Consider the following 26,087-nt stretch of genomic DNA (forward strand, 5'->3'; position numbering starts at 1 on the left):
CCTCGGTGAGCGGGTCCGACCGAAGGTGACCGCACGCGATCACTTTCGGTCCGTGAATGCTCTCTTTCGTCGCGGGTGTTTCACCGGGACCATCACCCGGTCCTTCGCGGCGTCATCCGCCGCGCGCGGCAGGGAACGCCCCTCGCCGCGAATCGCCGCGCCGGCGGAACCCGAGTGCCCGACGCGATGACGCGGGCGCGCTTTCGGCCCGCCTCCCTCGGCACGGCGTCGGCGGCCTTTTTATCGACGGGCTGATTTCGTCGTTTCTCCGCACCGTTCCAGAATCTCCCCGAAGGGGTCGACCGGCATGCATGAAGACAGCTCCTTCTCAGAAGACAGTTCCTTCCCGGCGGACAGCGTTTCCCGGGATCTCTTCGAACTGACGTCGGCCCAGCAAGGTGTCTGGTACGGGCAGTTGATCGATCCGGACAGTCCGAAGTACAACATCGGGGAATGCCTGGAGATCCGCGGCGACCTCGACGAGGCGCTTTTCGCCGCCGCGCTCGGCCGGGCCGTCGCCCACTGCGACAATCTCCACCTGCGGTTCGAGACCGGCGACGACGGCGTCCGGCAGTACGTCACCGACCGCCCGGCCATCGCGACCGACCGGGTCCGCCTGATCGACCTGTCCGGCGCGGAGGACCCGGCGGCCGAGGCCGAGGCGTACATGGCACGGGACATGGCCACCGTCGACCGGCTCGACGCCCCGTCCCACCACTTCGCGCTGCTGCGTCTGGCCCCCCGGCTGCGCTACTGGTACGTGCGCTACCACCACATAGCCATCGACGGCCTCAGCGGCGGCGTGGTCAACCACCTCGTGGCCGACCTCTACGCGCGTGCGGTCCGCGGCGAGGACATCACCGCGGTCGACCTCCCGGCCGCCTCACTGCGCGAGCTGGTGGCGGACGAGCTGGCGTACCTCGGGTCGGAGCGCCACCGCGCGGACCGGGCGTACTGGATCGACACCTTCGCCGGGCCGACCGCCGAACGAGGGACGGACGCGGCCGGGACGGCCGGGACAGCGGCACCGGCACGAACGGCGGGAACGGCGGGAACGGCGGACGAGGCGGACGCCCGCGGCGGCGCGCCGCTCATCCGCCGCCGCGCCGCGGACCTGCCGGACGCGGGCGCCGCCGCCCCGCAGGGCGCGGGCCCGGCCACCCCGCTGCACACCGGCGAGTCGCTGCCCGTCGCCGTCCTGGACGGCCTACGACGACTCGGCTCCGCCCGCCGCACCACCTGGACGGCCGTCGTGGTGAGCGCGGCCGCCGCGTACGTCGCGCGGGCCACCGGCCGCGAGGACGTCACCGTCGGGCTGGCCTCGAACGGCCGGCACAGCGCGCTGCGGCACGCCGTCGGCATGACGGCCAACGTGCTGCCGATCAGGCTGCGCCTGCCCGCCGACCGGACCGTCGGCGACCTGATCCGGTCGGTGTCCGCCGAGATGGCCCGCGCCCTGCGCCACCGCCGCTACTCCCGCGAACAGCTCGCCCGCGAGGTGGACGCGGGCGACGACGCCGCGCGCCTGACCGATCTCGTCGTCAACGTCATGCCCTACAACTTCGACCTCGACCTCGCGGGCAGCCCCGCCACCTCCCGCGTGCTGTCCATCGGACCCGTCGACGACGTGTCCCTCTTCGTCTCCGAACGGTCGGAGGGCATAGGCCCGCTGATCGGGCTGGACGCCGCCCCGGCGCTCTACCACCCCGACGACGTCCTGCTCCACCAGCACGCTCTCGTCTCCTTCCTCACCGCGCTGGCGGCGGCGGACGCCGACACCCTGCTGCGCGACCTGCCGTTCCTGGACGACGACGCGGCCGAGGCGGTCCTCGCCCAGGGCCGCGGCGCGCAACTGCCGCCGCGCACCGCCACGGCGAACCTGCCCGAGGCGTTCGCCGCCCAGGCGCGCCTGACCCCGGACGCGACGGCCGTCGTGGACGGCGCCCGCACGCTCTCCTACCGCGAACTCGCCCGCACCGCGGACGCCCTGTCCCACGCCCTGGCGGGCTGGGGCGTGGCCGCGGAGGACCGGGTCGCGGTGCTCCTGGAACGCTCGGCCGCGGTGGTGTCCGCCACCCTCGGCGTGGTGGGCGCGGGCGCCGCCTACGTGCCGATGGACCCGGCCTGGCCCGCGGAACGGCTCAGCGGCGTCTGCGGCGTCGCGGGCGTACGCGCCCTGGTGGTCGACGAGGCCGCCGCCGCGCAGCCGTGGGTGAAGGAGGCGGCGGCCGGTCTGCCGGTCGTCGTCGTCGACAGGACCGGCGCCGTCGTCCGCGGCGGGCCGCCGTCCCCGACGCCGCCGCCGAGGGCCGGACATCCCGACCGGCTCGCGTATGTGATGTTCACCTCGGGCTCGACCGGTCTGCCCAAGGGAGTTGGCGTCACGCACGGGGACGTTCTGGCGCTGGCGGCCGACTCCGCGTGGCACGACGGGGCGGTGGAAGCCGTGCTGATGCACTCGGCGTATGTCTTCGACGCCTCGACGTTCGAGATCTGGGCGCCGCTGCTCAACGGCGGCCGGATCGTCGTCGCACCCGAAGGCGTCCTGCACGCACCGGTCCTGCGCGACATGGTGGAGCGCCACGCGGTGACCGCGCTGTTCCTGACCACCGCCCTGTTCAACCTGGTGGCCGAGGAGGAGCCGACGGCGTTCGCCGGACTGCGCCTGGTCTGCTCCGGAGGCGAGGCCGCCGCTCCCGACCTGCTGCGACGGGTGGCCGTCGGCGCGCCCGACGTGACGGTGCTGCACGTGTACGGGCCCACCGAGACCACCACCTTCGCCACCCGCCACCACGTCACCGCCGACCCGCTGCCGGGACCGCCGCCCATCGGCCGGCCCCTGGACGGCATGCGCCTGTACGTGCTCGACGACGCCCTGCGCCTGGTGCCGCCCGGCGTGGTGGGGGAGCTGTACGTCGGCGGCTCCGGTGTGGCGCGCGGCTACGTCGGCCGCCCCGACCTGACCGCGACCCGTTTCGTGGCCGACCCGTTCGGTACGGGGGGCGGCCGGATGTACCGCACCGGCGACCTCGTGCGCTGGACCGCGGGCGGCCAGGTGGAGTACGTCGGCCGCGCCGACGGCCAGGTCAAGCTCCGCGGCTACCGCATCGAGCCCGCCGAGATCGAGTCCGTCCTGCTCACCGCGCCGGGTGTGCGCGCCGCGTGCGTCGTGGTGCGCGAGGACACGCCGGGCGACCGGCGGCTGGCCGCCTATATCGTGCCGTCGGCCGACGTCCGCCCCGACGACGAGTCCCTGGTCCGGCACGTCACGCGCGCCCTGCCCTCGTACATGGTGCCCTCGGTGTTCGTCCCGCTGGACGCGCTGCCGCTGAACCCCAACGGCAAGGTCGACCGGCGCGCCCTGCCCGTGCCGCCGGCCGCGGTCGCGACCGGCCGTGCCCCGCGCACCCCGCGCGAGGAGGTGCTCGCCGGGCTGTTCGCCGACGTCCTGGGCGTGGCCGCCGTCGGCATCGACGACAACTTCTTCGCGCTGGGCGGCCATTCGCTGCTGGCCACCCGGCTCACCGGCCGGTTACGGGCGGCGCTGGGGGCCGAACTCGACCTGCGCACCCTCTTCGACCACCCGACGGTCGCCTCCCTCGCCGGGGTCCTCGACACCGCCCGCGCCCGCGGACCGGTCCTCGCCCCGCGCCAGCGCCCCGACCCGTTGCCGCTGTCCTTCGCGCAGCAGCGGCTGTGGTTCCTCAACCGCGTCGAGGGCCGCCCCGGCAGCACGTACAACGTCCCGCTCGTCCTCGCGCTCGACGGCGACCTGGACGTGCGGACCCTGCGCGAGGCGCTGGCCGACGTGGTCGACCGGCACGAGAGCCTGCGCACCGTCTTCGCCGAGGAGGACGGCGTCGCCCGGCAGGTGATCCGGCATGGCTCCGACGCGGCGGCGCTCGTCCCGCTCACGGTCGCGCACGCGCCGTCCGACAAAGGCGGGGCAGGCGGGGCAGGCGGGGCAGCGGCAGCACGCGACGACCGCGCGGAAGGCGCGGAAGCCGGCGCGGGCCGGGGAAGCGAGCAGGGCCAGGAGCATGCCGCCGCCTGGGCCGAGGAAACGGTACGGCACCTGACCTCGCTCCCCTTCGACCTCGCCGGTGACGCCCCGCTGCGCGCCCACCTGCTCGTGCTGGGCCCCGACCGGCACGTCCTGGTCCTCGTCCTGCACCACGTCGTCGCCGACGGCTGGTCGCTGGCCCCGCTCGTGCGTGACCTCGGAGCCGCTTACCGGGCCAGGACCGCGGGCGCGGACGCCCCCGACTGGCCCGCGTTGCGCGTGCAGTACGCCGACTACACGCTCTGGCAGCGCGAACTGCTCGGCGGCGACGGCCCGGACGGCCTGGGCGCACGCCAACTCGCCTTCTGGCGGGAGGCGTTGGCGGGCGCGCCCGACCTCCTCGACCTGCCGCTCGACCGGCCCCGGCGCGCGGTGCCCACCCACCGCGGCGGCGCGCACCCGATCGAACTGCCCGCCGCCACGCACACGGCAATGGTCCGGCTCGCCCGCGCGTGCGGCCGTACCCCGTTCATGGTCCTCCAGGCGGCCCTCGCGGTGACGCTGCACGCGTACGGCGCGGGCACCGACATCCCGCTGGGCACCGCGGTTGCCGGACGTACCGACGAGGCACTGGACGACCTGGTCGGCTTCTTCGTCAACACCCTCGTGCTGCGCACCGACCTGTCCGGCGACCCGACCTTCCGCGAACTGCTGGACCGGGTGGGGCGGTTCGACCTGGCCGCCTTCGGCCACGCCGACCTGCCCTTCGAACGGCTGGTGGAGGAGCTGAACCCCGAGCGCTCGGGCGACCACCACCCGCTCTTCCAGACCATGCTGGTCCTCCAGAGCCAGCGGCAGGCGCGGCTCGACCTGCCGGGCGTCACCGTCCACGACCGGTCCGCGCACACCGGGATCAGCAAATTCGACCTGACCCTCTCGCTGACGGAGGCCGACCCCGACCCCGACGGCGACCCGGCCGAGGCCGGCGGCATCAGCGGGTATCTGGAGTACGCCGCCGACCTCTTCGACCCGGACACCGCCCGCGACCTGTGCGACGGCTTCGTCCGTGTCCTCACCCAGGCGGTGGCCGAACCCGGCCTCGCCGTCAGCGCGTTGGAGCCGATGGCGCCCGGCGCGCGGGCCCGGCTCCTCGGCCGCGGACAGGGCGAGCGGCGACCGCTGCCGACCCGTACCGTGCCCGAGGCGGTCCGGGAGTGGGCCCTGCGCACACCCGGCGCCGTCGCCGTGCGCGACGCGGGCACCAGCCTGACCTACGCCGCTCTCGACGCCCGCGCCGACAGCCTCGCCCAGGTACTGCGCGAGCGAGGGGTCGGCCGCGAGAGCGTCGTGGCCCTGGCCGTACCGCCGTCCGTGGACACCGTGGTGGCCATGCTGGCGGTCCTGCGGGCGGGCGGGGCCTACCTGCCCGTCGATCCGCGGTACCCGGCGGCGCGCATCCGGCAGATGCTCGACGACGCCGGGCCCGTCCTGCTGCTCACCACCGGGCGGATACGCGAGGACCTGCCCGTCGGCGGCCCGCCCCGGCTCGCGCTCGACGACCCGGCCGACATGGCGGCCGGCCCCATGGCGCGGGACGCGAGACCGTCCCATCCGGCCGACCCCGCGTACGTCATCTACACCTCAGGTTCCACCGGCCGCCCCAAGGGCGTGGTCGTCCCGCACGGCGCGCTGGCCAACCACATGGCCTGGATGACGCGGCACTTGGACGTCACCGCGGACGACCGGGTGCTCGCCCGCACCTCCACCAGCTTCGACGCGTCCGTCTGGGAGGTGTGGCTCCCGCTGGTGAACGGCGCCGAGGTCTGCGTGCTGCCGCGCGAGGCCAACGAGGAACCCCGTGAACTCGTCTCCTGGATGAGCGGGTTCGGGGTGACCCTCGCCCAATTCGTGCCCTCCCACCTCGCCCTCGTCCTCGCCGAGGCCGGGAGCCACGCCCCGCTGCCCGACCTGCGCGCCGTGCTGTGCGGCGGCGAACCGCTGCCGCGCGCCGTCGCGGCCGAGGTCGCCGCCCTGTGGCGGGTGCCGACGCACAATCTCTACGGGCCGACCGAGGCGACCATCGACGCCACCGCCCACCGCGTGCCGGACGCGACGACCGCGCCCACCGGCCCGCACGCCCGGCCCGCCGCACCCGACGAGCCGTCCGCCGCGACCGCCGCGTCCGAGACCGTGCCGATCGGCCGCCCCGTCGACACCATGCGCGGGTACGTCCTCGACGACCGGCTGCGGCCCGTCCCGCCTGGTGTCACCGGGGAGTTGTACCTGGCGGGCCCCAACCTCGCGCGCGGCTACCTCGGCCGGCCGGGGCTGACCGCCGCCCGGTTCGTCGCCGACCCCTTCGCCACCGACCTCGCCGCCGCCGCCACAACAGCCGCCACCGCTGACCTCGCCGCCACCGCCGACCCCGGCGCCCCGACCTCCGCCGCCGGTGCCCGGATGTACCGGACGGGCGACCTCGTGCGGTGGAGCCGCGACGGCCTGCTCGAATACCGGGGCCGCGCCGACGACCAGGTCAAACTCCGCGGCTTCCGGATTGAGTTGGGCGAGGTCGAGGCCGAACTGGCGGCCCTGCCAGGTGTCACGGCCGCCTGCGCCGTCGTCCGCGAGGACGTCCCCGGCAGGCCCGTCCTGGTCGCGTACGCCGTCACCGGCGACCCGGCACCGCAGGGTCCCGGCCTGCGCGACGCGCTCGCCGGGACGCTGCCCCACCACATGGTCCCCTCGGCGGTCGTCGTGCTCGAAGCCCTTCCGCTGCTGCCCAACGGCAAGGTGGACCGCCGCGCCCTGCCCGAGCCCGCCGCGGGCACCGGCGGCCCGAGCGCACCGGGACGGCGCACCTTCCAGGAGGAACTGCTCGCCGGGATCTTCGCCGACGTCCTCGAAGTGCCCCAAGTACGGCCCGGGGACAGCTTCTTCGACCTCGGCGGGCACTCCCTGCTCGCGATGCGCGTCGTCAGCCGTATCCGCACCCTGCTGCACGCCGACGTCACCCTGCGCATGCTGTTCGAGCACCCGACCGTCGAGGAGCTGGCCCGCGTCCTGGACACGCCGGGCCGCCGCCGACCCGCGGTGCTGCCCGTCACGCGGCGGCCCGACCCGCTGCCGCTGTCGTTCGCCCAGCGCCGCCTGTGGTTCCTCAACCGGCTGGAGGGCCCCAGCTCCACGTACAACATCCCGCTCGTCCTGCAACTGCGGGGCGCCCTGGACGCGGACGCCCTGCGCGGCGCGCTGCGCGACACCGTCGCCCGGCACGAGGCGCTGCGCACGGTGTTCCCCGAACGGGACGGCGTACCGCACCAGTTGATCCTGCCGGCCGAAACGGCCGCGCCCGCGCTGCCCGTCACGAGCACCGCTCCCTCGCGGCTGGAGGCGGCCGTCCTGGACGCCGTACAGGAGCCGTTCGACGTCGGGACGGACCTGCCGCTGCGGGCGCTGCTGCTGCGCTCCGCGCCCGAACACCACGTCCTGGTCCTGGTGTTGCACCACATCGCGGGCGACGGCTGGTCGCTGGCCCCGCTCGCCCGCCACCTCGGCGACGCCTACCGGGCGCGCCTGGCGGGCGAAGAGGGCGGCACGGCGCCCGGCGCGCGGCTCCAGTACGCCGACTACACCCTGTGGCAGCACGCCCTTCTCGCCGAGGACGGAAGCGACAGTGCCGTCGAGGACCCCGCCGCCCACGGCGACAGCCTGCTGCGGGAACAGCTCGACCACTGGCGCGCCGCCCTCGACGGGCTGCCCGTCCTGATCGACCTGCCCTCGGACCGGCCGCGCCCGGCCGTCGTCGACCCGAGGGGCGCGGTGCACGCCTTCGACGTGCCGCCCGCCGTGCGCGACGGCCTGCTGAAGCTGGCCAGGCAGTCGGGGAGCAGCCTGTTCATGGTGCTCCAGGCGGCCGTCGCCACCCTGCTGAGCCGGCACGGCGCCGGGGACGACATCCCGCTCGGCACCCCGGTGGCGGGCCGCACGGACGAGGCGCTCGAAGACCTGGTCGGGTTCTTCGTCAACACCCTCGTGCTGCGCACCGATCTGTCCGGCGACCCCACCTTCGCCGAACTCCTCACCCGCGTCAGGGAGTTCGACCTGACGGCCTACGCGCACCAGGACATACCCTTCGAGCGGCTGGTGGAGGAGCTCAACCCCGCCAGAGCGCGCGACCACCACCCGCTGTTCCAGACCATGCTCGTCCTGCAGAACCAGGACAGTCCCCGCCCCGACCTGCCCGGCGTCGCCGTCGAGGACCGCCTCGTCCACAACGGCCTGAGCAAGTTCGACCTCACCTTCGCCTTCACCGAGGAGCCCGCGGGGGCCCCCGATGCGGACGGCTCCCTGAGCGCCGGAATCGAGTACGCCACCGCCCTCTTCGACCGTGCCACCGTCGAAACCCTCGCCGCGCGCCTGGTCGGGCTGCTGGAACAGGTCGTGGCCGATCCGGACCTGCGCCTGGCCGCGTACGACCTGATGACGCCGGACGAACACACCCGCATCACGCGCTGGGGCACCGGCCGCGCCCTGCCGACCGGCCCGGAGGACGGCACCCTGACCGCCGCCTTCGCCGCCCAGGCGCGGCGCACGCCGGACGCCGTGGCCGTCGTCGCCGACGACACCACCCTCGACTACGCGGGACTCGACCGGATCTCGGCCGACCTCGCCGGGGTGCTCGCCGGTCTCGGGGCCGGTCCGGAGACGCGGGTCGGTGTGCTGCTCGACCGGTCCGCCGCGGTGGTGTCGGTGTCCCTCGGCATCGTCCGCTCCGGGGCCGCCTACGTCCCCCTCGACGGGCGCTGGCCCGACGAACGCCACAGCCAGGTCGCCGACATCGCGGACATCCGCCTCCTCGTCGTCGGCGAGGAGGCCGCGCGATCGCCCCGGGTCGCCGCCGCCGGGACGCCGGTCGTGGTCGTGGACCGGCTCGGCCGGGTGCTGTCCGGAGCGCGCCGCCCCGCCGCCCCGGCCCCCGTGCCCGGCCCCGCGACCCTGGCGTACGTGATGTTCACCTCGGGCTCGACCGGTCTGCCCAAGGGAGTCGGCGTCACGCACGGGGACGTCCTGGCGCTGGCGGCCGATTCCGCGTGGCACGACGGCGCGGTGGAAGCGGTGCTGATGCACTCGGCGTACGTCTTCGACGCCTCGACGTTCGAGATCTGGGCGCCGCTGCTCAGCGGCGGCCGGATCGTCGTCGCACCCGAAGGCGCCCTGGAGGCACACGTCCTCGACCACGCCGTCCACGAGCACGGCGTGACCGCCGTCTTCCTGACCACCGCCCTGTTCAACGTGATCGCGGAGACCGATCCCGGCGCCTTCGCGGGGCTGCGGCTCGTCTGCGCCGGTGGTGAACTTGCCTCGCCCGACCTGATGCAGCGCGTCGCCCGGGTCGCGCCCGGAGCGCGACTCCTGCACGTGTACGGGCCCACCGAGACCACCACCTTCGCCACCCGCCACCACGTCACCGAGGATCTGCCGACCGGGCCGCCGCCCATCGGCCGCCCGCTGGACGGCATGCGCGGTCACGTCCTCGACCACCACCTGCGTCCGGTGCCGCCCGGTGTCACGGGCGAGCTGTACCTGGCAGGACGCGGCGTGGCGCGCGGGTACATCGGCCGCCCCGACCTGACCGCCACGCGCTTCGTGGCCGACCCGTTCGGTACGGGGGGCGGCCGGATGTACCGCACCGGAGACCTCGTGCGCTGGACCCCGGGCGGCCAGGTGGAGTACGTCGGCCGCGCCGACGGCCAGGTCAAGCTGCGCGGCTACCGCATCGAACTGGGCGAGATCGAAGGGGCGCTGGCAGGCTGCGAGGGGGTCGCCGACGCCTTCGCCATGGTCAGGGAGGACACCCCCGGTGACCGCCGGCTCGTGGCCTACGTGGTGCCCGCGGCCGACGGCCGCCCGGAGGCCGGTGCGCTCGCGAGCGCCCTCGGCCACTCGCTGCCCGCCTACATGGTGCCGTCGGCGTTCGTCCTCCTCGACACGCTGCCGCTGACCCCCAACGGCAAGGTCGACCGGCACGCGCTCCCCGAACCCGCCCGCCGCGCGCCGGTCCGCACGACGGCCGCCCGCACCGCCCGCGAGGAGATCGTCCGCGGCCTGTTCGCCGACGTCCTCGGACTGCCCGCCGCGGCGGCCGACGACGACTTCTTCGCGCTGGGCGGCCACTCGCTGCTCGCCACCCGCCTCGCCGCCCGCGTCCGCACCGCGCTCGGTGTGGAGATCGAGGTCAGAGCCCTGTTCGAGCATCCCACCCCATCCCGGCTCGCCGACGCTCTCGACGACGCGCGGCGGGCCAGGACGCCGCTGCTGCGGGCCGCCTCCCGCCCCGACCCGCTGCCGCTGTCCTTCGCGCAGCAACGGCTGTGGTTTCTCAACCGGTTCGAGGGGCCCAGCGCCACGTACAACGTGCCGATGGTGCTGCGGCTGGACGGTCCGCTCGACGCGGACGCCCTCGCGAGCGCCGTCGCCGACGTCGTCGAGCGGCACGAGAGCCTGCGCACGGTCTTCCCCGACACACGGGGCGTGGCACGCCAGGTGGTGCGCGCCGCCGACGACGCGGACATCGACCTCGCGCCGCGCGACACCGACCCCGGGCGGCTGGACGAGGCGCTGAGCGCGGAGGTGGCGCACACCTTCGACGTGAGCACCGGCCTCCCGCTGCGGGCGCGGCTGCTGCGGCTGGCCGACGACGCACACGTCCTGGTCCTGCTGGTCCACCACATCGCGGGCGACGGCTGGTCGCTGGCCCCGCTCGCCCGTGACCTGGGCCTGGCGTACCGGGCCCGCGTCGCGGGCGAGGAGCCCGGCTGGACCGAACTCGCCGTGCAGTACGCCGACTACACGCTGTGGCAGCGGGAACTGCTCGGCGCCGAGGACGACCCGTCCAGCCGGGCCGCGCGCCAACTGGACTTCTGGCGCGGCGCGCTCGACGGCGCTCCCGAACTGCTCGACCTGCCGTACGACCGGCCGCGCCCCGACGTCACCTCGCATCGCGGCGACGCGTTCTCCTTCGCCGTGGACGCCGGTACCCATCGGGCGCTGGCGGACCTCGCCCGCGCCCGCGGGTGCAGCCTGTTCATGGTGCTCCAGGCCGGTGTGGCGGTGCTGCTCTCCCGGCACGGCGCGGGCGAGGACATCCCGCTCGGCACCCCCGTGGCCGGGCGCACCGACGAGGCGCTGGACGACCTGGTGGGCTTCTTCGTCAACACCCTCGTGCTGCGCACCGACCTGTCGGGGAACCCCACCTTCGGCGAAGTGCTCGACCGCGTGCGGGAGTTCGACCTGGCCGCCTACGCCCACCAGGACATTCCGTTCGAACGCCTGGTGGACAGCCTCGACCCGGTCCGCGCCCAGAACCGGCACCCGCTCTTCCAGACCATGGTCGCGCTCCAGAACCAGGCCGACGCCGCCGTGGACCTGCCCGGCCTCACCGTGACCGGGCAGCGGGTCGGCACCGGCATCAGCAAGTTCGACCTGACGTTCACCTTCACCGAGAAGCGCGACGAGGTGAACGCGCCCGCCGGTCTCGACGCGGTCCTGGAGTTCTCCACCGAACTGTTCGCCCACTCCACCGCGCACGGCCTGGCCGACCGCCTCACCCGGCTCCTCGGCGCGCTCGCCGCCGAGCCGGAGCGGCCCGTGCACACCGCCCCCGTCCTGGCCGCCGACCGGCGGGCGGCGCTGCTGGCGGCCGGGCACGGCCCGCTCCGGCCCGCTGCGGGCACGATCCCCTCGGCGTTCGCGGCCCAGCGCGCCCGGACCCCGGAGGCCGTCGCGGTCCGCGCGGGCGCGCGGACCCTGACCTTCACCGAACTCGACGCGCTCTCCGACCAGTTGGCGGACCGCCTGCGCGGTCGCGGGGTCGGCCGCGGCGACCTGGTCGCCCTCGCGATGCCCGGCACCGCGGACCAGACGGTCGCCATGCTGGCGGTGGCCAAGGCCGGGGCGGCCTATCTGGCGGTCGACCCCGAGTACCCGCGGGCCCGTATCGCCTTCATGATCGACGACGCCCGTCCCGTACTGCTGCTCACCCGCGGGGCCACCGCGCCGCGGGACCTGCCCGTACCCGTCCTGGACTTGGACGTGGACCTGGACGTGGACCTGGACCCGGGGGCCGTGAGCACCGGCGCGGCCGGTCGGACTGCTGTGGCTGCCGACCCGCGCGACGCGGCGTACGTCATCTACACCTCGGGCTCCACCGGGCGCCCCAAGGGCGTGGTCGTCACCCACGGCTCCGTCACCAACCACATGGCGTGGATGGCCGGCCACCTCGAACTCACCGACGACGACCGGGTCCTCGCCCGCACCTCACCGAGCTTCGACGCCTCCGTCTGGGAGACCTGGCTGCCGCTGCTCCACGGCGGTGCCACCTGCCCCGTGCCGCCCGCGGCCAACCACGACCCGGCGGGACTGCTGGCCCTGATGCGCGAGACGGAGGTGACCGTCGCGCAGTTCGTGCCCTCGCACCTCTCGCTCCTGCTGGCCGAGACCGCCCCCGGCGACGCGCCCGGGAGCCTGCGCGCGGTGCTGTGCGGCGGCGAGCCGCTGACCCGGACACTGGCGGAGCGCGTCGGCCGCGACTGGCGGGCGCGGGTGCACAATCTCTACGGCCCGACCGAGGCCACCATCGACGCCACCGCCCACCGGTGGGACGGGCGGCAGGACACCGACGGGTACGGGGAGAGCGTCCCGCTGGGCCGCCCCGTCGACAACACCCGCGCCTACGTCCTCGACAGCGGCCTCCAGCCCGTGCCGCCCGGCGTCACCGGGGAGCTGTACCTCGCGGGCGACGGCCTCGCCCGCGGCTACCTCGGCCGCCCGGCGCTGACCGCGGCGCGGTTCGTCGCCGACCCGCACGGACCCGGCGGCGCCCGGATGTACCGCACGGGCGACCTCGTCAGATACGGCGCCGACGGCGAGCTCACCTTCGTCGCCCGCGCCGACGAACAGGTCAAGCTCAACGGCCTGCGCATCGAACCCGGCGAGATCGAGGCCGCCCTCACCGGCCTGGACGGGATCGCCGCCGCGTGCGTACTGGTCCGCGAGGACATACCGGGGGAGCGGCGCCTGGTCGCCTACACCGTCCCCGACCGGCCCGGCGCCCCCACCGACCGCGAACTGCGCGACCGCCTGGCCGCGGAACTGCCCGCCTACATGACACCCGCCGTCTTCGTCCCGCTGGACGCGCTGCCCCTGCTGCCCAACGGAAAGACCGACCGCAAGGCGCTGCCAGCCCCGGCCCGGCCCGCCGCCGCCCGGCCCGGAGGACAGCCGCGCACCGCGTCCGAGCGCGTGCTCTGCGAGGTCTTCGCCGCGCTGCTGCACACCGACACCGTCCGTACCGACGACGACTTCTTCGGTCTCGGCGGCGACAGCATCCTCTCGATCCAGCTCGTCAGCCGCGCGCGGGAGGCCGGGCTGAGCGTCACACCGCGCGACGTGTTCGCGCACCGCACGCCCGAGGCGATCGCGGCCGTCGCCCGAACCCTCGGTCAGGACGTGCCGGCCCAGGCCGTACCCGGCTCCGGCGAACTGCCGGCCACGCCCATCGCCGCGTGGCTGCTGCGACGGCCCGGCACCATCGACGGGTACAACCAGTCAGGGGTGCTGCGCACGCCCGCGGGAGCCGACGAGGACAGCGTCGCCGCCACGCTCCAGCGCCTCATCGACCACCACGACACGCTCCGGCTGCGGGCCGTCAGGACCGGCGAGGACGGCCCCGTGCTCGACGTGCTGCCGCCCGGCGCCGTGAGCATCCGCCGACGCCTCACCCGTCTCGATGTCGCGGGGCTCGACGCCGACGCCGTCCGCACCGTCCTCGCCGAGGCGGGGGAGCGGGCCCGGCGGCGGCTGCGGCCCGCGGACGGCCACGTGATCGAGGCGGTCTGGTGCGACGCGGGACCGCACGCGCGCGGACGGCTGCTGCTGGTCGTGCACCACCTCGCCGTCGACGCCGTCTCCTGGCGCGTCCTCGCCGAAGACCTCGCCACCGCCTGGCACGCCGTCACCTCGGGTGCGCCCGAGGACGGCCTGCCCGCCGTCGGCACGACCTACCGCGGCTGGGCGCGGCTGCTCGCCGCCCAGGCGCTGGAACCGGCGCGCGAAGCGGAACTCCCGCTGTGGGAAAGGGCCTTGAGCACCCCCGCGCCCCGCCTGGGAAACCGGCCGCTCCACCCCGACCTGGACACCGCCGACCGGACCCGCACGGTGACCACCCGGCTGCCCGCCACCTGGACCGCGCCGCTGCTCACCGACGTGCCCGCCGCCTTCCACGCGGGAGTCGGCGACGTCCTGCTCACCGGCCTCGCCCTCGCCCTGAACTCCTGGCAGGCCCAACGGGCGGCCGACGGCGGCCCGTTGCCCGGCGGCACCGGCGTGCTGCTCGACGTCGAGGGCCACGGACGCGAGCAGATCGCCGACCACGTCGACCTGTCCCGTACCGTCGGCTGGTTCACCAGCCTCTACCCGGTCAGCGTCGATCCGGGACCCGTCGATCCCCGCGACCCCGGGCGCTTCGGCCCCGCGCTCGTGGACCGCGCGCTCAAACGCGTCAAGGAGCAGTTGCGGGCCGTGCCCGACCACGGCCTCGGATTCGGGATGCTGCGCCACCTCAACCCGGCCACCCGCCCCCGGCTCGCCGCCCTGCCGGAACCGCAGATCGGCTTCAACTACCTCGGCCGGTACACCACTTCGCACCAGGACACCGCCGGGGCCGCGCGGCAGGACGCGGGCGCCGACTGGGAAGTGCTGCTCGACGGCGGCGGCCCGCGCGCCCAGGACCCGGACATGCCCGTCCACCACGTCCTCGACATCAACGCGCACACCGAGGACCTGCCCGACGGCCCCCGCCTGGTGACCCGGTGGACGTGGGCCGCCGACCTGATCGCGGAAGAGGAGATCGACGCCCTGTCCGACGCCTTCGGCCGCGCCCTGCGCGCCATCGCCGAGCACACCGAACAACCCGACGCGGGCGGCTACACGCCCTCCGACCTACCGCTGGTCTCGCTCGACCAGGCCCAGATCGACCGGCTTCAGAACAAGTGGGGTGGACACAAGTGACCGGGTTCCAGTTGGAGGACGTACTTCCGCTGACACCGCTTCAGTCGGGGATGCTCTTCCACGCGCTGTACGACTCCGCCGCCGTGGACGTCTACACCGCGCAGTTCGTCTTCGACCTCGAAGGCGCCGTCGACGTCGCCGCGCTGCGCGCCGCCATCGGCGCCCTGCTGCGGCGGCACGCCAACCTGCGGGTCGGTTTCCTGCACGAGGACCTGGACGAGCCCGTACAGGCGGTCGCCGCCACCGTCCCCGTACCGCTGGAGGAACTCGATCTGACCGGGCGGGACGGCGCGGCGGCGGGCGAACGGCTCGGCGCGTTCCTCGCCGCCGACCGGACCCGGCGCTTCGACCTCACCTCCCCGCCGCTGATGCGGTTCACCCTGGTGCGCACCGCCCCCCGTCAGTCGCGGCTGGTCATGACGAGCCACCACATCCTGCTCGACGGCTGGTCGACACCGCTGCTGGTACGGGAGCTGTTCGAGCTGTACGCGAGCCGCGGCGACGACACCGCGCTGCCCAGCCCCACCCCCTACCGGACCTACCTGGCCTGGCTCGCCCGGCAGGACCGCGCCGCCGCCCTGGACACCTGGCGCACCGCCCTGGCGGGCCTGGAGGCCCCGACCCTGCTCGCCGGGCCCGGCCGGACGCGGACGGCCGCCACCGACGACCTGCCCGGAACGCTCGTCCTCGACCTGGACGCGGCCACCACGACCCGGCTGCGCGAGACCGCCCGCGCCCACCGGCTCACCGTCAACACCCTGGTCCAGGGCGCCTGGGGACTGCTGCTGACGCACCTCACCGGGCGCGACGACATCGTCTTCGGCACCACCGTCTCCGGCCGCCCGCCCGAGATACCCGGCGTCGAATCGATGATCGGCCTGTTCATCAACACCGTGCCGGTACGGCTGCGCCTGGAGCCCGGCGAGACCCTGGCCGCGCTCCTGACCAGGCTCCAGGCCGAACAGGGCCGTCTCCTGGACAGCCAGTACCTGGGCCTGACCGAGATCCGCGGCGTCACCGGACTGGACGAACTCTTCGACACCCTCGCGGTCTTCGAGAACTACCCGGTGGACGCCGCCGCGCTGAGCACCGCCCGGCGCGGACTGCCCGGCCTCGACCTCACCGGCTTCACCGGCACGGACGCCGCCCACTACCCGCTCACCCTCACCATCGCGCCGGGCGACCGGCTGAGGATCACCTTCGGCTACCGGGCCGCCGTCCTCGACCACGACGACGTGGCCCGCACCGTCGCCCGCGTGCGGCGCGTGCTGACCGCGATGGCCGACGGCCTCGACCGCCGCGCCGACACCGTCGATGTCCTCCTCGACGGCGAGCGCGAACGGCTGCTCGCCCTCGGGCGCGGCGCGCCGCTCCCCGTCGGCACCGTGGACACCAGCGTCTGGGACACCGTGCTGCGCCACGCCGCCGACCACCCCGACCGGCCCGCCGTGACCGGCGCGGGCGAGCCGTTGTCGTACCGCGAACTGGCCGACGTCGCGGGGGAGACGGCCCGCGCCCTGACCGGGCTCACCACCGCGTCCGGCAGCCGCGTCGGTGTCATGACGGAGCGCTCGGCCGCCCAGGTCACCGTGTCTCTGGCCGTGCTGGGCGCGGGCGCCGCCTATGTGCCGCTCGACCCGCGCTGGCCCGACGAACGGCTCACCCGTGTCGCCGAGGCGGCCGGACTGCGCGCCCTGGTGGTCGACGAGGCCGCCGCCGCCCATCCGTGGGTCCGCGGTCTCGCCACCGCCCTGCCGACGCTGACCGTGGACGCCGCGGGTCGGGTCCGCGCAGGCGCGCCCGCCGCCCCCGGAACCCTGCCGGAGGTCACCGGGGGCGCCCGGCTCGCGTACGTGATGTTCACCTCGGGCTCCACCGGCCTGCCCAAGGCCGTCGGCGTCACCCACGCCGACATCGCCGCGCTGGCCGCCGACCGCGTCTGGCACGCCGGCGCGGCCGACGCCGTCCTGCTGCACTCGGCGTACGTCTTCGACGCCTCCACCTTCGAGATGTGGGCGCCGCTGCTCAGCGGCGGCCGGGTCGTCGTGGCCCCGCCCGGCCCCCTCCAGCCCGCCGTGCTCCGGGACCTCGTGGCCCGGCACGGCCTGACGTCGGCGTTCTTGACCACCTCCCTGTTCAACCTCGTCGCCGAGGCCGACCCGGACGCGCTCGGCCTGCTCCGCACGGTCGCCTCGGGCGGCGAGGCCGCCGCCCCCGGCGTCCTGCAACGCCTGGCCGCCGCCCACCCCGGCACCGCCGTCCTCAACGTGTACGGGCCCACCGAGACGACCACCTTCGCCACCCGCCACCAGGTGCGCCCCGAGGACGGCCCCGACGGCGCGCCGCCGATCGGCGGCCCCACCGACGGCACCCGCGCCTACGTCCTGGACGCCGCGCTGCGCCCGGTCCCGCCGGGAGCCGAGGGCGAACTGTACGTCGCGGGCCCCGGCGTGGCGCGCGGCTACCTGGAGCGGCCCGCCCTGACGGCCACCCGCTTCGTCGCCGACCCGTTCGCCGCCACCGGGGACCGCATGTACCGCACCGGCGACCTCGTGCGCCAACAGCCCGACGGCGTCCTCCAGTACGTCGCACGGGCCGACCAGCAGGTCAAACTGCGCGGCCACCGCATCGAGCCCGGCGAGATCGAGGCGGTGCTGCGCGCCGACCCGTCGGTGCGGTCCGCCTGCGTCATGGTGCGCGAGGACCTGCCCGGCGGTCGCGGACTCGCCGCGTACGTCGTCCCCGCGCCCGGCCGCACCCCCGACCCCGACCTGCTCACCGCGCACGTCGGCAGCCACCTTCCCGGTTACATGGTGCCGACCGCGATCCAGGTGCTCGACGACTTCCCGCTGACCGTCAACGGCAAGCTGGACCGGGCGGCCCTCCCCGCGCCCGCCGCCCCTGACCTGGCCCCGGTCCGGGCCCCGCGCGACGCCCACGAGGAGATCCTCACCGGCCTGTTCGCCGACGTGCTCGGGGTGCCCCGGGTCGGCCCGGACGACAGCTTCTTCGCGCTCGGCGGCCACTCGCTGCTCGCCACCCGCCTGGTGGGCCGCATCCGGACCGCCCTGGCCGCCGAGACCGAGATCCGCACGCTGTTCGACCACCCCACCGCCGCCGCCCTCGCGACCGCGCTGAAGGACGCGCGCCGCCCGGCGCGGCCCGCGCTCGTCCCCCAGCCCCGCCCTGCCGTCCTCCCGCTGTCGTACGCCCAGCGCCGCCTGTGGTTCCTGCACCGCCTCGAAGGGCCCTCGGCGACGTACAACATCCCCTTCGCCGTACGCCTGGACGGGCCCCTCGACACCGGCGCGCTGCGCCGGGCCCTGCGCGATGTCGTCGTCCGGCACTCCGCGCTGCGCACGGTCTTCCCCGAGCACGACGGCGGACCGCGCCAGCTCATCACGGCGGCCGACGACGTCCGCCTCGTCCTGGCCGCGGAGACCGTCGAGCCGGACAAGCTGCACGACCGGGTCAGGTCCGCGGCGGCCGAACCGATCGACATCGAGCGGCAGTTGCCGCTGCGGGCGACTCTGCTGCGGCTGGCCGACGACGCCCACGTCCTGGTCCTGGTGATCCACCACATCGCTTCCGACGGGTCCTCCATGGCGCCCCTCGCCCGTGACCTCGCCGCCGCCTACCGCGCCCGCGTCGGCGGGCGGGCCCCGGCCTGGGCCGAACCGCCCGTCGACTACGCCGACTTCACGCTCTGGCAGCGCCGGCTGCTCGGCGACGAGCAGGACCCCGACAGCGCCATGGCCCGCCAACTGCGGTACTGGAAGCAGGCGTTGGACGGTCTGCCGCACCTGGTCGAACTGCCGTGGGACCTGCCGCGCCCCGCCGTCCCCCGGCACACCGGCGCCAGCCACGACTTCGTCCTGGACCCCGCCGTGGCCCGGCGCGTCACCGACCTCGCCCGCAGCCGCGGCTGCACGGTCTTCATGGTGCTCCAGGCCGCCCTGTCACTGCTGCTGTCCCGGCACGGAGCCGGTGACGACATCCCCCTGGGCACGGCGGTCGCCGGACGCACCGACGAGGCCGCGACCGACCTCGTGGGCTTCTTCGTGAACACCCTCGTGCTGCGCACGGACCTGACGGGCGACCCGACGTTCCTCGAACTCCTGGACCGCGTCAAGGACGCCGACCTCGCGGCCTACGCCCACCAGGACGTCCCCTTCGAGCGGCTGGTCGAACTGCTCAACCCCGCGCGCTCGCAGAACCACCACCCGCTCTTCCAGACCATGCTCGTGCTCCAGAACCACGCCCCCGCCGCCCCCTTCGACCTGCCCGGCCTCACCGTCTCCGGCCTGCCCGTCGATCCGGGCGTCAGCAAATTCGACCTGTCGTTCACCTTCACCGAGACACCCGCCGGTACGGATACGGATACGGATACGGATACGGATACGGCGGACGGTCAGGACGCGTCCGGCGCGTCCGGCCCGTCCGGCGGCATGCGCGCGACCGTGGACTACGCGACGGAGCTGTTCACCGAGGCCACGGTCGGCGCGCTCGCCGAGCGCCTCGTCGTCCTGCTCGGCGAGGTCACCGCCGACCCCGGCCGCCCGCTGCGGACCTACGACGTCCTCGGCCCCGGCGAACGCGCCCGGATCGCCGCCCTGGGCACAGGACCGGCCGACGACCTGCCCCGCTCGACGGTCCCCGAACTCTTCGCCCGGCAGGTCCGCCGCGCCCCGGACGCCCCGGCGGTGCGCGACGCGGCCACCACCCTCAGCTACGCCGAACTCGACGCGCGCGCCGACGCCCTGGCCCGCCGTCTCCTCGCGCGGGGCATCGGCCCCGAGGACCGGGTGGCCGTCGCGCTGCCCCGGACCAACGACCTCGTCGTCGCCCTCCTCGGCGTCCTCAAGGCCGGTGCCGCCTATCTGCCGCTGGACCCCGACTACCCGGCCCAGCGGCTGTCCTTCATGCTCGACGACGCCGGGCCGCGGCTGCTCCTCACCACGGCCGACGTCGACGCCCGCCTCCCGGAGACCGCCGTACCGCGCCTGGTGCTCGACAGCCCCGAGGCGGACGGTCCGCCGGTCCCGCCGCGCGGGGACACCGCCGTCCCGCCGCGTGCGCTCCCGTCGCATCCCGCGTACGTCATCTACACCTCCGGCTCCACCGGCCGGCCCAAGGGCGTGGTCGTCACCCACCAGGGCGTCGGCGCCATGGCCAGGACGCAGCGCGACCGGCTCCGGGCCGGTCCCGGCAGCCGGGTCCTCCAGATGGCGTCGGTCAGCTTCGACGCCGCGTTCTGGGAGCTGTGCATGGGGCTGCTGTCCGGCGCCTGCCTGGAGATCGGGGAACGCGAGGCCCTGCTGCCGGGACCCGCCCTCGCGGACGCCGTCCGCACGCGCGGCATCACCCACCTCACGCTGCCCCCGGCCGCGCTCGCGGTGATGGAGCCCGGCTCCCTGCCCACCGGGATCACCCTGGTGCTCGCGGGCGAGGCGTGCCCGCCGGAGCTGGCGCGGGCCTGGGCGCGCGAGCGGTACCTCGTCAACGCCTACGGCCCCACCGAGACGACCGTCTGCGCCACCATGAGCGGCTTCCAGCGGGCGGACGGCGCCCTCGCCCCCGACCGCGCCGTCCCCATCGGCCTGCCTGTGGACGGCACCCGCGTGCACGTACTGGACGACCGGCTGGCACCCGTCCCGTCCGGTGTCATCGGCGAGTTGTACGTGTCGGGCGCGGGACTGGCCCGCGGCTACCTCGGCCGGGCCGCCCTCACCGCGTCCCGCTTCGTGGCCGACCCGTTCGACCGCTCCGGCGGCCGTATGTACCGCACCGGCGACCTGGTGCGCCGTACGGCCGAGGGCCAGATCGTCTACGTCGGCCGGGTCGACGACCAGGTCAAGCTCCGCGGATTCCGGGTGGAACCCGGTGAGATCGAGGCCGCGATCACGGCGCTGCCCGGCGTCGCGGCGGCCTGCGTCGTCGTCCGCGAGGACCGGCCGGGCGACCGGCGCCTGGTCGCCTACACCGTGGCCGCGCGCGGCGGGACGGCCCCCGACGAGGCGGCGATCCGCGCCCGGCTCGCCGACACGCTGCCCGGCCACATGATCCCGGCCGCGTGCGTCCGGCTCGACGCGCTGCCGGTCACCCCCAACGGGAAGACCGACCGCCGTGCCCTGCCCGCGCCCGGCCACGCCGCGCCCGCCGCGTCCAGGCCCCCGGCCACCGACCGCGAGCGCGAGCTGTGCGCGGCGTTCGCGCAGACGCTCGGCGTGCCCGAGGTCGGGGTGACGGACGACTTCTTCGCCCTCGGCGGCCACTCGCTGCTCGCGGTGACCCTGGCCCGCAGGATCGAGGAGCGGTGCGGCCGACGGCCCTCGCTCAGGGCGCTGTTCGCGGCGCCGACGGTCGAAGGCGTCATCCGGTCGCTGGACGGCGCGGCGGACAGAGGTCCGGCGGCGCCGGACACCACGCCGACCGGGCCGGGCGACGGCCTGGGCGAGGGACCGCTGGACCCGGTCGCGTCGTACCTCCTCGCGGAGGTCCGGCTCGCCCCCGACATCACGGGCGGTGCGCGCCGGACCGCGCCGGTACCCGCTCCCACCCGCTCCCGCCCCGCCGCCCGCCCCCTGCTGACCGGCGCTTCCGGCTTCCTCGGCGCGTTCCTGCTGCGCGACCTCATCGAGGCCACGGACGGCCCCGTCGACTGCCTGGTCCGCGCCGACGGCCCGGACCACGCGGCGCACCGGCTGCGGGCCAACCTGGAGCGCTACGGCCTCTGGCGCCCCGCCTACGCCGACCTGGTCCGTCCTGTCCCCGGCGACCTGGCCGCCCCCGGTCTCGGCCTGTCGCCCGACGACCGCGCCGCCCTGGCCCGCCGCCTCGGCCCGGTGCTGCACAACGGCGCCCGGGTCAACTTCGCCGCCCCGTACGGCGATCTGCGCGCCCCCAACGTGGCCGGTACCGAGGAACTGCTGCGGCTGCTCGCCGACTCCGGCTCACCGGGCATGCACTACATCTCGACCACGAGCGTCTACGCCCCGTCGTCCGATCCCGACGCCGCGCCCGTCACGGAGTCGACGCCGACCGGCCCGGCCGCCGACCTGCCGGGCGGCTACGCGCAGAGCAAGTGGGTGGCCGAGGGGATCGTCGACCTGGCGCGCGCCCGCGGCCTGCCGGTCACCGTCTACCGCCCCGGCCGGATCAGCGGCGACACCGCCACCGGCGCCTGCCAGGACCGCGACCTGCTCTGGCAGCTCATCAAGGGCTGCCTCCAGGCCGGGGCGGTGCCGGACCTGCCGCACGGCTCGACCGACTGGATACCCGTCGACTACGTCAGCGCGGCCGTCGTGGCACTGGCCCGCTCCGCCGGGACCAGTACCGCCATGCCCGTCTACCACCTCACCAACCCGGACGCCCCCGACCTGCGGACCGTCTTCGAAGTGGCCGCCCGCCTGGGCCACGACCTGCCCACCGTCCCGGTGGCGCGGTGGCGCTCCCGCGTGGCGGCGCAGCCCGACAACGCCGCCCAGCTCCTGCTCGGCGACGACACCCCGCCCGCCGGCTCCGCCCCCTCCCACCACCGCCGCTTCGACTCCCGGCGCACCGCCGCGCAAGCCGCCGCCGCGGGCGTCCACCTCCCGCCCCTGAACGACACGGTCCTCACCCGCTACCTCACCTACGGCCACACCACCGGCTATCTCCCCACCCCCTGACCCGGCCCCGTCCGCGCCGCGACCGACCGACCCCTCAGGACCCGCGCCTCCCGAAACGCGGTGGCCCCGGGCCCCGGGGGGTCGGGAGGATGGGGCGATGACGACCGACAGCGGGGCCGTGGGGGCACAGGGTGTGCGAGCCGAGTGGGGGGACGTGCCCGCGGGGGTGCGGGGAGAGGCCGAGGCGCGCCTGGGGGCACGCGTCGCGGCGGCGGAGACGCAGGCCGGCGGCTTCTCGCCGGGCGTGGCGGCCCGCCTGCGGCTGACGGACGGGACGAGGGCGTTCGTCAAGGCCGTGACCTCGGCGGCGAATCCGGAGAGCCCGGGCATCCACCGGGCGGAGGCCGCGGTGGCCGCGGCGCTTCCCCGTGAAGTCCCGGCCCCGCGCCTGCTGGCCTCCTTCGAGCGGGACGACTGGGTGGTCCTGCTCTTCGAGGACATCGAGGGCCGCACGCCCGCACAGCCGTGGGACGCGGCCGAGTTGGAGCGCGTCCTGACCGCGGTCGGCGACCTCGCGACGCTGCTCACACCGTCCCCGGTGGAGGTCCCGCCCGTGGCGGAGGCGAACGCGGAAAACTTCCACGGCTGGCGCGCCCTGGCCGCCGAGCACGCGGCGGGCACCGACGACCTGACGGGCCTCGACCCCTGGGCCGTACGCCATCTGGCGGAACTGGCCGCGTTGGAGGCCGGATGGGCGCGGGCGGCGGCCGGAAAGACCCTGGCCCACGCGGACCTGCGGGCCGACAATCTGCTGCTCACCGCGGACGGCCGCGTCATGGTCGTGGACTGGCCGTGGGCCTGCCTGGCGGCGCCCTGGTTCGACCTGCTGCTGATGCTGCCCAGCGTGGGGATGCAGGGCGGACCGCCCCCCGCCGAGATCTTCGACCGGCACCCGGTGGCCGCGGGCGCCGACCCGGACGGCGTCACGGCGGTGCTGGCCGCCTTCGCCGGCTTCCTGCTCGGCCACGCGCGGCGGCCCGCGCCGCCCGGCCTGCCGACACTGCGCCCCTTCCAGCACGCCCAGGGCGTCGTCGCGCTCGACTGGCTGCGGACCCGTACCGGCTGGTCCTGACGGCGGCGCGCCCTACCCTGGCCTTATGTCCCCTTTCGTGGTCGAGCGCCGCACCCCGCTGCCCGTCGCCGAGGCGTGGCGGCGGCTGACCGACTGGGAACGGCACACCGCCACCGTGCCGTTGACCCGGATCAGCGTGCTGACGCCGCCGCCCGACGGGGTCGGCACGGCCTTCGTGGCGCGGACCGGGCTCGGCGGTGCCGGGTTCGACGACCCGATGCGGATCGTGCGCTGGGAGCCGCCGGTCGACGGCGGCCCCGGATTCTGCCGCCTGGAGAAGACCGGCCGGATCGTCACCGGCTGGGCGGAGATCGACGTACGGCCGGACGACACCGGTACAGGTGCGGGCGCGGATACCGGCTCGTGGGTGCGCTGGCGCGAGGAGCTGCGGGTGTGGCGGCTGCCGGGAGCGTTCGACGCGGTCACGGGGCGTACCGGACGGCTCGTCTTCGGCCGGGCCGTGGACACGCTGCTGCGCGGGGAGTGAGGCGAAGACGGCCTGCGGGTACCGATGAGTTCCGCGCCGCGCACCGGTCTACCCCGGTGAAGCGCACGACCTTCCCGTGACACCGACCAGCGGAACGTAAGGCAGGCACCCATGTCCACGAAGATCTTCGTCAACCTCCCCGTGAAGGACCTCGACCGCTCCGTGGCCTTCTTCACCGCCGCCGGGTTCACCTTCAACCCGCAGTTCACCGACGACAACGCGACCTGCATGGTGATCAGCGACGACATCTACGCGATGCTGCTGGTCGAGCCCTTCTTCCGGACCTTCACCGAGAAGGAGATCGCGGACACCGCGACCACCACCGAGGCCATCGTGGCGCTGGGCCTGGACAGCAAGGAGCAGGTCGACCGGATCGCGGAGGCAGCCGTGGCCGGGGGCGGCACGGCGGCCAAGCGCACCGAGCACGAGAGCCCGATGTACACCCGGAGCTTCTTCGACCTGGACGGCCACCACTGGGAGCTGTTCTGGCTGGACCCGGCCCTCGCCCAGGGCTGACCCGCCCCTGATCCAGGGCTGACCCGCCCCTGGTCCAGCGGCCTGGTCACCGGACGGGCGGCGGCCCGCTGCTCTCGCGGACGACCAGCTCGCCCGCGACCTCCACCCTGGTCGACGCGGGCTGCTCCCCGCCGAGGAGCTGGAGCACCATCCGGGCGGCAAGCGCGGCCATGTCGGCGAGCGGGGTGCGTACGGTGGTCAGCCGCGGGGTGACCCAGTCGGCGAAGGGCAGGTCGTCGAAGCCGACGACGCTCAGGTCGGCCGGGACGCGCAGCCCGAGCGCGGCGGCGGCGCGGTAGGTGCTCAGCGCCTGCTGGTCGTTGCCCGCGAAGACCGCGGTCGGCGGGTCGGGCAGCCCCAGCAGGTCCAGGGCGTGCCGGTGCGCGGGCTCGTGGGTGAAGTCGCCGTAGCGGACGAGCGCCGGGTCGAAGGGCAGCCCGGCCTCGTCGAGCGCCGAGCGGTAGCCGTCCACGCGGGCGCGTGAGGCCAGCCGCTCCGGCGGCCCGCTGATGACGGCGATCCTGCGGTGGCCGAGCCCGATGAGATGGCGGGTCGCGGCCAGCCCGCCCGGCCAGTTCGTGGCGCTCACCCACGGCACTCCGGGCGCGGGCTCGTCGGCCGGGGCGATCAGCGCGAAGGGCAGGCCGAGCCTGCGCAACTCCTCGTGCTGGGCGGGCGTCAGCTCCGGCAGCACCAGGATCGCGCCGCGCGTGCGGCGGGTGGCGAGCGAGTCCAGCCACTGCCGGGTGAGCCGGCTGCGGCCGTGCGTCGCCGACACCACCATGCCCAGCCCCTCGGCGTGCAGCGCCTCCTCCGCGCCCCGGATCAGCTCGCCCGCCCACGGGCTGGCCAGTTCGTTGATCACGAAGTCGATCAGGCCGCCCGCCGCCAGCGCCGTCGCCGCGGGGCGGTGCCGCGCGAGATACCCGTGCTGCTCCAGCAGCCGCTGGACCTTGGCGCGGGTCCTGGACGCCACGTCCGAGCGGTCGTGCAGCACCTTGGAGACCGTGGAGACCGACACCCCCGCCTGCCGCGCGATCTCGGCGAGCGTCGTCGTGCCTCCGCCGCCCGCGCCGCTCCCCGCGCCCGCGTCTGTGCCGCCGCCTGTGTCGCCGTCGGCTTCGTGCCCCGGTTCCGCCGCCGCCATCCTCTGCTCTCCCGCGCTCGCGCCCCCGGCGGCCGTATTACCGCCGTGCCGGTCCGCCTTTTGCGAAAGCTATCGCGAATCACCGCGGTCGCGGTCCCCGGACCCGGCGGCGGTCCGCGGGTCCC

General features: G+C 75.3%; 6 protein-coding genes. 5 read left to right on the forward strand and 1 reads right to left on the reverse strand.

Features of this window, described 5'->3' with window-relative positions; genetic code table 11:
- Positions 1-307 precede the first annotated feature (307 nt).
- From ACIP4Z_RS31050 to ACIP4Z_RS31070, 5 genes are all read left to right on the forward strand, one after another.
- A complete protein-coding gene (locus ACIP4Z_RS31050; RefSeq protein ID WP_401313622.1) occupies positions 308-15,070 on the forward strand; it encodes an amino acid adenylation domain-containing protein in 14,763 nt (4,920 codons plus the stop codon).
- A complete protein-coding gene (locus ACIP4Z_RS31055) occupies positions 15,067-22,740 on the forward strand; it encodes an amino acid adenylation domain-containing protein (protein WP_401313623.1) in 7,674 nt (2,557 codons plus the stop codon). The genes ACIP4Z_RS31050 and ACIP4Z_RS31055 overlap by 4 nt, the downstream gene beginning before the upstream one ends.
- Before the next feature lie 97 nt (positions 22,741-22,837).
- Positions 22,838-23,812, forward strand: coding sequence for a phosphotransferase (locus tag ACIP4Z_RS31060; protein ID WP_391048401.1), 975 nt, complete (start codon positions 22,838-22,840; stop codon positions 23,810-23,812).
- 25 nt (positions 23,813-23,837) lie between these two features.
- Positions 23,838-24,299 (forward strand): SRPBCC family protein, encoded by a 462-nt coding sequence (locus ACIP4Z_RS31065; protein WP_401313625.1) that lies wholly within the window; start codon positions 23,838-23,840, stop codon positions 24,297-24,299.
- Positions 24,300-24,410: 111 nt separating this feature from the next.
- Complete coding sequence (locus ACIP4Z_RS31070; RefSeq protein ID WP_391048396.1) at positions 24,411-24,815, forward strand: VOC family protein; 405 nt, start codon at positions 24,411-24,413, stop codon at positions 24,813-24,815.
- 46 nt (positions 24,816-24,861) lie between these two features.
- Here the strand turns inward: ACIP4Z_RS31070 and ACIP4Z_RS31075 are convergent, their stop codons facing one another.
- Positions 24,862-25,962: a LacI family DNA-binding transcriptional regulator gene (locus tag ACIP4Z_RS31075; protein WP_401313627.1), complete on the reverse strand. Its 1,101-nt coding sequence runs from the start codon at positions 25,960-25,962 to the stop codon at positions 24,862-24,864.
- Positions 25,963-26,087 lie beyond the last annotated feature (125 nt).

It is taken from the genome of Streptomyces sp. NPDC088910, assembly GCF_044749865.1.
Taxonomy (GTDB): domain Bacteria; phylum Actinomycetota; class Actinomycetes; order Streptomycetales; family Streptomycetaceae; genus Actinacidiphila.

What these genes read in the sequence shown, in the direction of transcription:
- ACIP4Z_RS31050 (WP_401313622.1), top strand. Translation starts at nt 308, where the DNA reads ATGCATGAAGACAGCTCCTTCTCAGAAGACAGTTCCTTCCCGGCGGAC.
- ACIP4Z_RS31070 (WP_391048396.1), top strand. Translation starts at nt 24,411, where the DNA reads ATGTCCACGAAGATCTTCGTCAACCTCCCCGTGAAGGACCTCGACCGC.
- ACIP4Z_RS31075 (WP_401313627.1), bottom strand. Translation starts at nt 25,962, where the DNA reads ATGGCGGCGGCGGAACCGGGGCACGAAGCCGACGGCGACACAGGCGGC.
- ACIP4Z_RS31060 (WP_391048401.1), top strand. Translation starts at nt 22,838, where the DNA reads ATGACGACCGACAGCGGGGCCGTGGGGGCACAGGGTGTGCGAGCCGAG.
- ACIP4Z_RS31065 (WP_401313625.1), top strand. Translation starts at nt 23,838, where the DNA reads ATGTCCCCTTTCGTGGTCGAGCGCCGCACCCCGCTGCCCGTCGCCGAG.